The organism is Aerococcaceae bacterium DSM 111021, from assembly GCA_020112395.1.
GTDB lineage: Bacteria > Bacillota > Bacilli > Lactobacillales > Aerococcaceae > Ruoffia.
Genome location: JACCEK010000001.1, coordinates 1,107,841 through 1,120,374, shown reverse-complemented (window position 1 = coordinate 1,120,374; position 12,534 = coordinate 1,107,841). Strand labels below are relative to the sequence as shown.

11 protein-coding genes are annotated in these 12,534 nt (G+C 36.5%); 9 read left to right on the top strand and 2 right to left on the bottom strand.

What is annotated here, in order from left to right:
- Positions 1-146 precede the first annotated feature (146 nt).
- Positions 147-854, top strand: a complete 708-nt coding sequence (locus HYQ40_05145) for a hydrolase (GenBank protein MBZ6527156.1) — start codon at positions 147-149, stop codon at positions 852-854.
- A gap of 78 nt (positions 855-932) precedes the next feature.
- Here the strand turns inward: HYQ40_05145 and HYQ40_05140 are convergent, their stop codons facing one another.
- A complete protein-coding gene (locus HYQ40_05140; protein MBZ6527155.1) occupies positions 933-1,376 on the bottom strand; it encodes a YaiI/YqxD family protein in 444 nt (147 codons plus the stop codon).
- Between the two features lie 170 nt (positions 1,377-1,546).
- Here HYQ40_05140 and cls point away from each other — a divergent pair, with 170 nt between their 5' ends.
- The 4 genes from cls (at position 1,547) to HYQ40_05120 (ending at position 6,929) form a co-directional block, all read left to right on the top strand.
- The gene (cls, locus tag HYQ40_05135) at positions 1,547-3,106 is read left to right on the top strand and encodes a cardiolipin synthase (protein MBZ6527154.1); all 1,560 of its coding nucleotides are present in this window, start codon (positions 1,547-1,549) and stop codon (positions 3,104-3,106) included.
- Positions 3,107-3,132: 26 nt separating this feature from the next.
- The gene (locus HYQ40_05130) at positions 3,133-4,083 is read left to right on the top strand and encodes a neutral zinc metallopeptidase (protein ID MBZ6527153.1); all 951 of its coding nucleotides are present in this window, start codon (positions 3,133-3,135) and stop codon (positions 4,081-4,083) included.
- A 36-nt stretch (positions 4,084-4,119) separates the two neighbouring features.
- Positions 4,120-5,469, top strand: a complete 1,350-nt coding sequence (locus HYQ40_05125; GenBank protein ID MBZ6527152.1) for a polysaccharide deacetylase family protein — start codon at positions 4,120-4,122, stop codon at positions 5,467-5,469.
- A gap of 158 nt (positions 5,470-5,627) precedes the next feature.
- Positions 5,628-6,929 (top strand): RNA polymerase subunit sigma-54, encoded by a 1,302-nt coding sequence (locus HYQ40_05120; GenBank protein ID MBZ6527151.1) that lies wholly within the window; start codon positions 5,628-5,630, stop codon positions 6,927-6,929.
- A gap of 73 nt (positions 6,930-7,002) precedes the next feature.
- Here HYQ40_05120 and HYQ40_05115 read toward each other — a convergent pair whose 3' ends face one another.
- Positions 7,003-7,707, bottom strand: coding sequence for a hypothetical protein (locus tag HYQ40_05115; protein MBZ6527150.1), 705 nt, complete (start codon positions 7,705-7,707; stop codon positions 7,003-7,005).
- Positions 7,708-7,920: 213 nt separating this feature from the next.
- Here HYQ40_05115 and HYQ40_05110 point away from each other — a divergent pair, with 213 nt between their 5' ends.
- From HYQ40_05110 to HYQ40_05095, 4 genes are all read left to right on the top strand, one after another.
- Positions 7,921-8,970 carry a branched-chain amino acid aminotransferase gene (locus tag HYQ40_05110; protein MBZ6527149.1) on the top strand — a complete coding sequence of 350 codons (1,050 nt, stop codon included), beginning with the start codon at positions 7,921-7,923 and terminating at the stop codon, positions 8,968-8,970.
- Between the two features lie 246 nt (positions 8,971-9,216).
- Positions 9,217-9,849 carry a YdcF family protein gene (locus HYQ40_05105; protein ID MBZ6527148.1) on the top strand — a complete coding sequence of 211 codons (633 nt, stop codon included), beginning with the start codon at positions 9,217-9,219 and terminating at the stop codon, positions 9,847-9,849.
- A 103-nt stretch (positions 9,850-9,952) separates the two neighbouring features.
- Positions 9,953-11,044: a D-2-hydroxyacid dehydrogenase gene (locus HYQ40_05100; GenBank protein ID MBZ6527147.1), complete on the top strand. Its 1,092-nt coding sequence runs from the start codon at positions 9,953-9,955 to the stop codon at positions 11,042-11,044.
- A 449-nt stretch (positions 11,045-11,493) separates the two neighbouring features.
- Positions 11,494-12,516 carry an ABC transporter substrate-binding protein gene (locus HYQ40_05095; GenBank protein MBZ6527146.1) on the top strand — a complete coding sequence of 341 codons (1,023 nt, stop codon included), beginning with the start codon at positions 11,494-11,496 and terminating at the stop codon, positions 12,514-12,516.
- Positions 12,517-12,534 lie beyond the last annotated feature (18 nt).

Here is a 12,534-nt window from a genome sequence, read left to right as displayed (position 1 = left end):
TTTTTTGTATAGAATGGTAGAAGTATTATTAAGGAGTGTGAATTATGACAAACGAAGAAAAATTTAACAGTGATCGATTTGAACAGCCAGGACCAAGTTATCAAGCTGTTACAACGGAAATAACAGAAGACAATGAACAACGTATAATTTTAACAGATGTTGTTTCTGAACAACCTGAAAAGAAAGAGAAGTTTATTCCAGAATTTCAAGCAGAGTTAAAAACAAGAATTGTTGAAATGCCTGATGCGATCTATAAAGCATCTGGAGTGAAAATATTAGGAAAACGGATTAAATCACTTTTATTTACAACGGATGTAGCGATTATCAAAAACAGTAATGCTCAATCTGTGATTGCTGTCTATCCATTTACACCACAATTAACAATTATGCAATCGATCGTCGATGTTTCTTCAGTGCCTGTATTCCTTGGAGTGGGTGGCGGAACGACAACGGGTCAACGAAGTGTAGACCTTGCCTTTCAAGCTGAACAAATGGGAGCTTACGGTGTCATTGTCAATGCACCGATGAAGAAAGAAGTGATTACAGAAATCAATAAACGCATCGATGTACCAGTGATTGCAACGATTGCAAGTGATAAAGATGATTATATTACGAAGCTAAACGCTGGAGCAGATATGCTAAACGTATCGGCAGGAGCCAATACAGCAGCCTTGGTTAAACAAATCCGTGATGAAGTTGGACCAATGGTGCCAATCATAGCGACCGGAGGGCCAACTGAGGAATCAATTGAAGAAACGATCGAAGCGGGTGCGAATGCTATTACCTTTACACCACCGACAAGTGCTGAAATATTTGCAGAAGTCATGGTTAATTATCGCTCGTTATCTAACTAAATTACAAGTCAAAATTATTACATTGAGCAAGCGGTTGAGAATCACTCAACCTTCTGGCTCTTTTTTTAATATTTACCTTTATGAGTTTTGTAAAATATGTAATAAAAATTGTGAAAACTTTTTGCGATCAGCATCTGTAAAAGCTTTCGGTCCTTTTGTACGGATACCGCTTTGTCTTTCCATCGCACTAAAGTGGCGGCGATGTAAAAGCAGATCGATATTTTCTTGTGTATATTCGTAAGCTTTATGGTGAATGACGCGACATTTCTTAGGCAGTAATAATGAGGCAAGACCGTAATCTTGAGTCACGATGATGTCTCCTGGCTGAGCAAGTTGAACGATTTTAAAGTCAGCGCGGTCTGTACCAGTCTCAACATAGATGACTTTGACGAAATCTGGATAAGTGTCGAAGGTATAATGAGAAATGCTTGAGACGATAACTACTTCTAGTTGGAATTCTTCGGCTAGTTGGATGACTTCGTTTTTTACTGGACTAGCATCTGCATCGATAAGTATTTTCATAATGGGACTCCTTTCTTAAGTATATAGTTGAATTTCATATGAGTATTATGATAAATCAAGGACAAAAAGTCAAAAAGCTAAAATAAGACTATAGTTTGATAGTCTTCTGGGCAAATATTTACTATAATAAATAGTAGTTAAAAATAAGTATTATGGAGGGGATGCAAAGAATGAAACCAGAGAAAAAGTCAACGCTAGAACGCGTGGGTGTTCTTGCAGTGGCATTTATTGTTCAGATTGTGTGGTTTGTCATCATTATGAACAATATTGTTGCTTATTCAGCTTATATTCAGTTTGCTTTCACTTTTGCATCAATTATCATGGTTTTGTATCTAGTGAATAAAGATGAGAGTCCAGCATATCGAATGAGTTGGATCATTGCCATTACATTATTCCCCTTATTTGGTGGGATACTGTATTTAATGATAGGTAACAAGCGACCAATAATTTGGATGCGTCGAAGCGTGGATTTATTGCAAAAGCTGCATTCAAAAGAAATGACATCGGTTCCATCAGCGCAAGAATATTTAGAGAAGAAAGATAAAAGACTTTCTGCTTTAAGCCAATATATAAGCAATTATGCGCATATGCCGGTGTATACAAATACTGATGCAAAGTATTTTCCGAATGGAGAATCGATGATGTCATCATTAATATATGACTTGAAACAAGCAAAGAGTACAATTTTTATTGAGTTTTTCATCGTAGAAACAGGCGTAATGTTTGATTCGATTTTTGAAGTATTAAAGGAAAAGGCCAAAGAAGGTGTCGATGTTCGGTTCTTATATGATGATTTTGGATCTATTACACGTCTACCTAAAGATTTTGATGAGCAACTTGAAGAGTTAGGTATTAAAGCCTTAAAGTTTAATCCGGTAAAGCCATTAATTTCAATGGTCTATAATACTCGTGACCATCGAAAGTTTGTCATTATTGATAGTGAGATTGGTTATACAGGTGGTTTAAATATTGCGGATGAATACATTAATATGAAGGAACGATTTGGTTATTGGAAAGATAATATGGTTCGAATTCAAGGGCCAGCAACATGGAATTTAACGAATTTATTCTTGAATATGTGGAATTCTTTTTATTATACGGACGAATCCTATGAACCATTTCGAATTGATCATATTATGAATGAAACACGCGAATTACAAGAAGATGAAACAGCGATGGATGAGATGGGCTTTGTTCAGCCTTTTGGAGATACACCTTTGGATGTTGAACCCGTAGGGGAGAATGTCTACCGTGAAATTTTAAATAATGCCCAAGATTATGTGTATATTTATACACCGTATCTCGTGATTTCATATGAATTACAAACAGCGATGCAATTAGCCGCTAAGCGCGGGGTGGATGTTCGTTTAATGACACCTGGCATTCCGGACAAAAAGATGGTATTTAGGCTGACACGTTCATATTATAGACCGTTAATGAAAGCTGGGATTAAAATTTATGAATATACACCCGGCTTCTTGCATGCAAAAACGTTTGTTTCAGATGATAAAGTAGCGACCGTCGGTACGATTAATTTAGATTATCGGTCACTTTATTTGCACTTTGAAACGAGCACGATGTTTTATTATCACCCAGTGATTGAAGATATTAGTAAAGATTTTCTAGATTCTCAAGCGAAATCTAGACGTATCCAGTTACAAGATATTAAAGTGGGTCTCATTGGTAGTGTTTGGGATGCTATTCTTCGGCTGATAGCGCCATTTGTTTAAAAATAACCCAAAATGGAGGAATTATTATGAAATGGGAAGATTTACGTCGTAGTAAAAATGTTCAAGATCGTCGTGGACAATCTGGTGGATCATCATTTGGTCGTAACCGAGGTGGCTCTCGCTCATCAATGGGCGGTAGCTTAATGAATCTGTTGTTTCTCATACCAGGTAAAGGGAAATGGGTTGTCTTAGCGATTATTCTCTTTTCAGTTTTAGGTGGGGGTGCATTAGGCGGATTTGGTGATTTACTTGGTGGAAGTAATATGAATGCCCCATCGAGTGGTATTCAAGTTAATAATGAAGCCCAACAAAGTGATACAGGTGTGACGGATGACGAGTTTAATTTTGTGTCTGCTGTGCTTGCGAGTACAGAAGATTTTTGGAATGAAGAATTTTCAACAGAGAATATGACTTATGATGAGCCAGGTATGGTAATATATGAAGATGGGACTGCCACATCCGGGTGCGGATTTGGTAGTGCCCAAGCAGGGCCGTTCTATTGTCCTGCTGACGATAATGTCTATATCGACTTATCTTTCTGGCGTGACTTGTCACAACAATACGGAGCACCTGGAGATTTTGCGATGGCCTATGTTATTGCCCATGAAGTTGGGCACCACATTCAAAACGAAATTGGTGTGATGGATGAGTATAATAATGTTAGACAAGGTCTATCAGAGACGGAAGCGAACGAATTAAATGTGCGTTTAGAACTCCAAGCGGACTACTTCGCTGGTGTTTGGGCTCAATATGCCGAGCAAGAAGGCTTGCTAGAAACTGGAGATATTGACGAAGCCCTCCAAGCTGCTTTTGCGGTTGGGGATGATACGATTCAAGAGCGTGCCACAGGACACGTTGTGCCTGACAGTTTTACTCATGGTACGGCACAACAGCGTCAAGCATGGTTTATGCGTGGTTATGAATATGGAGATTTTGAACACGGCGATACGTTTAATACGTATCTAGACATAGAATAAGAAGGTAAAATAAAAAAGGTAGGTCTACTTGTTGTAATGAAATATATATTAGAGTTTGTAAAATCAGATGTAGGAAAAATATTATTATCAATTCTTGGTGTGTTTTTAATATTGGGTGTACTGTATAGTGTTTTCTATCCTTCGGAAGAAGAAAGATTACAAGCTGCCCAAGCAGATATTAATGTATTATTTGAAAATCAAGAAAACAATGTATTAAAAGCTGAAGTCACCCAAGAGGAAATACAACAAGCAGAAAATTCTGTGAATAAATTACCTCATGACAAAAAAGAAGAATTAAACACAATTATTAGCAAAGCTCAGTCTCAATTTGATGTGCTGACTGTTATATCACCTGTTTTCGAAGGGAATCCTTTAATTGGTGAAACAGAACTTTTAGTGAAAGAGGGTGTAACGAGTGATTTAATTACTCAAACTCAAAACTCTTTGCCTAAAGAAGACAATGAATATGTGACTAAAGCGAAGAATCTGTTAGACGAAGTCCCAACGCTTATTCAAGAGATGGAGGCGTTGAGAAGTGAGATGGGGACCTTCACGGAGATTAAAACCGTGACGCGAAGCAACTTATATGATGTGGTACTTATAGCGAATGAGCTTACTGATAAAGTGACTCAGTTTACTAATCAACCATACATGGCAAAGACTTATGAAATTTATAACCAATCATTGGATAATTTAGTGAATGCGATTATTAATGGGCATAGTTACGGACATTATGAGCAGTTGCTACTCGATGCCATTTTCTCTAACCCTGTTTTGAGTGAACGATTAAAAGGTACACCGCTTAATCCGTCACCTCAAATTGCATTAACATTTGATGATGGACCGAATACAGAGTTTACACCTCAAATTTTAGAGATTTTAGCTGAAAATGATGTAAAAGCAACATTCTTCGTATATGGTGCATATGTAGATGAGAATCCTGAAATGGCAAAAAGAATTGTTGATGAAGGGCATATCATTGCAAACCATAGTTATTCACATCCTGATTTCAGTCAAATACCTGATGAGGAAATCATTCAAGAGATTGAGTGGGCACAAGACTCTATCGTTGAAGCGACAGGCTACGAGCCGACTTTATACCGTATGCCATTTGGTGCTGGCGGGCCACGTGCTGTTCGTTTATTTCCGGATATGACATCAATACTTTGGAACGTCGATTCATTAGATTGGCAACTTCAAGACGCTGAACTGATTTATCAGAATATTATGTCAAATTTATCAAGTGACATGCTTGTATTGATGCATGATACTGCGCAGTATACAGTTGATGCTGTAGCTCGTTTTGTACCTGAATTAATTGAACAAGGTTACGTATTTGTTTCACCAATGGAGTTAGAATTCCAACATCGATATTTTGATGAATAATGAGAATAAGTTGAATGTATCGCAAGATGCATTCAACTTTTTTTGTTGTTAGTTGAAGTGATATCATAGTACGATTAAGCGGTTACTTTGGTATAATAGACGAAAGCCCTTTAATATTCTATAATAGTAGGGAGAATAAGATTGAGAGGAGTGAAACGATGAAAGAACAAGACGTTCATAAAGAACCATTAGATCAAGTGACGATTCAAGATAATGAGCCGGTTAAAGTTTTTGAAGGATTAAAAAACTCAGCAATTATGAGTAACCCGCAATTATTAGATATACTTGATTTGAATGCTGAGCAATTAACATATTATTTAGAAGATGCAATTTTAGATAATCCTTTCATTGATTTAGAGTACAATATTGAGCAACAAATTCCAGCTTTTGAGCGCTTCGAGGGAACGCAACAGGCGGAAGAAATGAAGGAGAGCACGCAAAGTTTAGATACCTATTTGTTTGAACAAATATTATTATACCGTCATACTGTTATTCGTGATGCGATGGTAAAGTTGATTGACTACTTAGATGAGCGAGGCTATTTACCATTCGAGTTAAAAGATTTAGCTGAAAAAATTGATATGCCTGAGATTATCACCTTGGATGCGATCACGTTAATAAAACAATTAGAGCCAGCAGGTATTGGCGCGTTTGATTTACGTGAGTCGATGATGCTTCAAACAGAACAAGATGAACATGCACCAAATGTCGCTTACTACTTATTAGAAGTGTTCTTTAATGAACTACGTGATAAGGATTACGCTGAGATTCAAGCTCAGACGCAATTATCGTATGAAGAGATAATGGAAAGTGTTAATTATTTCCATACACTTCGTACGAATCCAGCGGCCTTATTCAACCAAGTAGATAAAATTAATTTAATTCCGGATGTAACGATAACGCCAGCAGGCGAAGGTATACAAATCCGTTATAACCGTCAATATTATCCTAAGATTTCATTTAATCAGAGTTATTTTGATGAGATGGCAGCGCAAAAAGATGATGCGTTAAATGACTATATTAAGCCACACAAAAATGGCTACCAACGTTTAGCGGACAACTTACGTATAAGAGAACAATTAATATTAGAAGTGGTTATGTGTATGGCCAAAGCCCATAAATCGTATTTTTTAAGTCAAGATGAGTATAAAGCAACCTTGTCAATTAAAGATATTGCGAAAGAGACTCGCTTGCCAGAGCCAATTGTTTACCATATTGCTTCGAATAAAAATGTTGAGTTTAATAAACAAGTATATGCATTCACAGACTTTATTAATACATCACGTTCCCTAACACGCGATGGACTTTCTGCTAACTATATTAAAGATACGATTAGCCAAATTATTGAAGATGTTGGCAGAGAGCTCAGCGATGAAGAAATTGTTAAGATTCTGTTGGATGACAAAATCATTGTTGGCCAACAAATCGTTAAAAATTATCGTCGAAGTCTAGGCAAATAATTGAAATAAAGTAAAAAAATACACCTGACTAAGTTCATAACGAACTCAGTCAGGTGTATTTATTTGAGTCTAATTAATTTTCTTCCTCTGATTCTGAAACGTCAGATTCACTTGAGTTTGAACTGTCAGTAGTAGCATCCGAGTCAGCAAGTGAGAAGATACTTGTTGTGCTGTTGTTTAAATGATAAGGCGTTAGAGAGTCTTTTTCTTCATCATAGTAGGCCACTAATACAATGCGGTTATCTAATTGACTAAGAGCTTCATTTAAGACTAAAATATCATGCTCATCAATAATATTTTCAGCTTTTTCATGAGTCATACCAACAACAATCCGGGCGATATAATTCGTTTCGCCACCTAAGTCCAATGAAATTTGATCGACTGTAATATCGAGCGGTTCATACACTTCATTTTCGCTAAATATTTTTTGTAGTGTACTTAGCGTATCAGGATCAATTTTTTCGTAGTTAATTTCTTTTTCGTCTTCAGGAAGTGCTTGAGTATAGAAGTCTTCAATAGCAACACGCAATTCACTAATTGGAATTGAGTCTGGTAATGATGTTGCTGGATATCTGTCTTGTCCTATCACAGTTTCGTCAAAAACATTTTCAAAGCTATCGTTAAGAGGGAAAGATTCCTTTTCTTCTTCTGTAACGTCCTCGACTTGACTCTCCGATTGAGGCCCTTGATTTGGTGAGGTTAAACTTACGGGTTCGCTTGTAAAGTAACTACATCCACTTAATGTAAAGAGTATAGTTAAGAGTAAAAATTTCTTCATTAGTTTATATATCCTTTCATAGATCATATTCAGATAAAATTGTATTAGCATTGTATCATGAATCTATAACAGAACCATAACAACTTTATTGCAAAACACGCCAAAAAAGCCTCAACACATGATTATGAGATAATTCAAATTTTTCTCTCATAGAATTCTAGCTTTTTTAACAAATTAGATGTAGTATATGACTATGATTTTATTATTGGAAGGATGAGCGTTTTGACTAATTTAACACCAGAAACAATTAACTGGAGCGAACTAAGCTTTGGATATATCGATACCGGGAAAAAATTCCGTGCTTATTATAAAGATGGAAAATGGTCTGAAGGCCAAATTGAAACAGATAAAAACATATCTATCTCAGAAGCATCTACTGCGCTTCACTACGGCCAACAAGCCTTTGAAGGATTAAAAGCTTACCGGACTAAAACGGGAGAGATTCAATTATTCCGTCCCGAACTAAATGCACAACGTATGATGGCTTCAGCGGAAAAATTATTAATGCCAGCATATCCAGAAGAAGATTTCGTTAAAGCAATCCATGAAGTGGTTACTGCGAATGAAGATTGGGTGCCTCCTTACGAAAGTGGAGCAACGTTATACATTCGTCCGTTATTAATTGGAATAGGTGACACTGTAGGCGTTCAACCTGCGGATGAGTATTTATTTACAATTTTTGTCACACCAGTAGGTCCTTACTTTAAAGGTGGTATGGCACCATCTAAATTCCTGGTGAGTGATTTTGACAGAGCAGCTCCAAGAGGAACGGGCGCTCAAAAAGTTGGTGGAAACTATGCGAGTAGTTACCAACCCGGAAAACTAGCGAAAGATCAAGGTTATAGTGATGCAATCTATTTAGACCCAGCAACCCATACTAAAATTGAAGAAGTAGGATCAGCTAACTTCTTTGGGATTACTAAGGATAACCAATTTATCACACCAAAATCACCATCGATACTACCAAGTATTACCAAACGTTCATTGCTTTGGTTAGCTGAAAATCGGCTAGGCTTAAGCGTTTTGGAAGGTGATGTGTATGTAGATGAATTAGATCAATTCGCTGAGACGGGTGCAATGGGAACTGCTGCAGTCATTGCTCCGATTAGTTCGATTACTTATGGAGACAAAGAATTTAAGTACACATCAGGGGCAGAAGTAGGTCCAATTACACAAAAACTTTACGCTGAACTGGTAGGTATTCAACGAGGAGACGTTGAAGCACCAGAAGGCTGGGTTCAAAAAGTCGAAGTAAATAAATAGTCTAAAGTGCCTATACAATCATTAGATTGTGTAGGTTTTTTTATGTTAGTTATAAAAAACTTGTTATAAGTATAATTATTTATTAAATATGGCTATTTAATATTGAACACCCTATAAATGATTGGTAACATATTTAACAGTCTAATTTCAAAGGAGGGAATAACAATCGTTACGATCGTAAATTTTATCTGGTTTTTAATAAAAACGTTAGGTAAGTTTGTCTTAAGTGTCGGGGTGCTTTTGGTTTTGAGTATTATTGCGATTAACTTGTTTGTTATTCTCTCAACCCAGTCAGAAGTCGTTGACAAGGATGAATTAAACCAAGCACTCAGTGAAGAGGTTCCGATTCTTGTTCTTGGTGCAGGGGTTGTCAACAACGAATACCCTAGTAATATCTTAGCGAATCGTTTGGATAAAGCCTATGAAGTTCATCTGGATAATCCAAATAATCCGCTTATAATGAGCGGGGACCATGCTGATCAGTATTACAATGAAGTGGGTGTGATGAAAAACTACCTTGTTGAAAAAGGCGTACCAAGTCATCAAATTTACTTAGATCATGCAGGCTATTCAACTTACGCAAGTCTTTATCGACTAAAAGAAGTGATTGATACACACCAAGTAGTGATAGTCACACAAGGATATCACTTACCAAGAGCTTTGCTTTTAGCAAATGGTTTAGGAATTGATGCGATTGGTATTGCTTCTGAAGAAGTTGATTCTACTCGTTTTGAACGCGAGCTTCGAGAAGTATTTGCTCGATTAAAAGATTTTTCGATTATATATCTTGGCTATGAGGACGTGCAACCTGAAACTGCGTTAGGCTTTAACATGAATGATTCAGGTGACTTAACTGATAACAAAGAAGAATTAAATTAAGATGAGAATTGGATTAGATATTATTGACTTAACACATCTGTTATCGTAATATACAGATATCAAATTATCTAATAGACGTCATAAATAACATGGATGATAGTACATGACGTACAATTTGAGGCAACGACATCATTTAAAGGTCCGTTTAGATTTATCTGAGCGGGCCTTTTTTTTTAGATTAAAAGGAGAGATTATTTTGACGAAAATTATCGCATTTGGTGTAACACAAGAAGAGGCAGAAGTTGTAAAAAAGTGGTCAACGGACCAAAATATTCACGTAGACATGACACCAGAATATTTAACTCCTGAAACTGTTCACTTGGCCAAAGGTTACGATGGGATTACAAATATGCAAGTATCTAATATTGTGGAACCAGTCTATACAAAGCTTAAAGAATTAGGTATTAGAGTTATTGGCCAAAGAAGTGCGGGTTATGAGATGTATGATTTAAAAGCCGCAAGCCAGAACGATATTATTATTACAAATGTCCCAAGTTATTCTCCAGAGTCAATTGCGGAGTTTTCGGTTTTTGCAGCGATGCGTCTTATCCGAAACAGTGATTTAATTGATCAGCGTGTTGAAGCCCAAAATTTCACTTGGGAACCAATTATCCGTAGTCGTCCGATTAAAAATTTAAAGATTGCGGTTATTGGTGTAGGTCGAATTGGATCCAGAGTAGCTAAAATTTACAAACATGGTTTTGGTGCGGAAGTTGTTGCTTATGACATTGTGGAGCGAGATGAGTTTAGAAAGCATGTAGACTACCAACCAGACTTACTTACAGCTGTAAAAGATGCTGATGTAATAACGATTCATATGCCTTTAACAGAAGATAATTACCATCAATTTAACCGCGGATTATTCAATCAGATGAAGACAGGTGCGACGTTAATTAACGCAGCACGTGGGAAGATTGTTAAGACACAAGATTTAGTTGAAGCCATTGATAGTGGTCAAATTAAAAATGCTGCTTTAGATGTATATGAAGGAGAAGGACCATTTATCCCTCAAAATTGGGAAGGTAAAGAGATTCAAGATGATGTATTTATACAAATACTCAACCATCCTAACATTTACTACACCCCCCACATTGCTTACTATACTGATATAGCTGTTCAAAATTTAGTTGAAGGCGGACTAAACTCAGCTTTAGAAGTAATCCAAACAGGTACAGCTCAAAACCGAGTGAATTAATGTGTAAATAAAATTAAGGCGTTTCCAATTCATTAAAAACGCTTAAAATTTAAATGATAAAAAGATTAAAAATAATTTTCAATTATGTGTTGACTTTTAATAATGGGTCGGTTATATTATATACAACAAAAAACTACTGGAAAGGAACATTCTCGATGACTAACAATCTTTGTATACATTTATCATCATATTTTTACAGCTACTTTAGATAGTGTTTGTATCTTAGAACTATAGATACAAACCGTAAACGTTAACGTTTGTATCTATGAGGAGCTGTCAATTATGATGCCCGCATAGATAACTAATCGAAAGATTAAAATCTAAAGCGGGTGTATCAAAGAGGTTCACCTATATAGAGGATAAGAGAAGTTCTTTACCCCTGTTAGATTTTAATCAAATCTGACAGGGGTTTTTTGTTATAAAAAATAGAAAAAATGGAGGAATAAATTATGTATCGATATTTAAAAACAGCTTTAGTTTCATTATTAGCATTAAGCAGTGTGGTAGCACCAATGTCGGCAAGCGCACAAGATCAAGAAGCAATCAACGTAGGTGTCCTTCAATTTGTTGAACATGAATCGTTGGATCAAAACTATCAAGGATTTATTGATGGATTAGAAGAAGCAGGTTATGTCGACGGTGAAAATTTAACTCTTAATTACTTAAACGCATCAGGAGACACAGCGAATTTACAATCAATGAGTGAGAATATTGCTAACAGTAGTGACTATATATTCGCAATTGCTACCCCAGCTGCTCAATCATTAGCCAATGTAGAACAATCTAAACCGTTATTATTCTCATCTGTAAGTGACCCAATCGGAGCGGGGTTAGTTGATGACTTAGAACAGCCAGGAGCGAACGTTACAGGGACAACAGATGCCGGTCCCATAGAAGACCAAGTTGCATTATTAAAAGCTATTGTTCCAGAAGCAAAGCGCGTAGGTATTATCTATAACTCAGGTGAGGCGAACTCAGTGAGTGAAGCAGAAAAAGCAACAGTATCTCTAGAAGAAGCTGGTATTGAAGTTGTTGAAGCCACGGTAACATCAACAAATGATATCTCTCAGGTTATGAGCAGTTTAGTCAATGATAATGTTGATGCTATCTTTACTGTAACAGACAACACAATTGCAAGTGCTATGTCGCTTGTAGGAGATTTAGCAGTTGAAGCGGGTCTTCCAATTATTGGTGGATCAAAGGATATGACTATCGCAAATGGTTTAGCTACTTATGGATTAGACTATTACGAACTAGGTAAACAGACAGCAGGGATGTTAGTTGAAATCATAGAATCGGGCGAGATTATCCCGGTTGAATCAGCAGATAATTTAGAATTAGTAGTTAATGAAGGAAACGCAGAAAAATTAGGTTTAGACTTATCAAATATTGACTTAGAAACAGTAGAAGCATCAGAAGAAGAAAACACAGAAGAATCTGAAGAGGAAGCGAGTTCTGAAGATTCTGAATAAACTATAAGGAGAATTCAC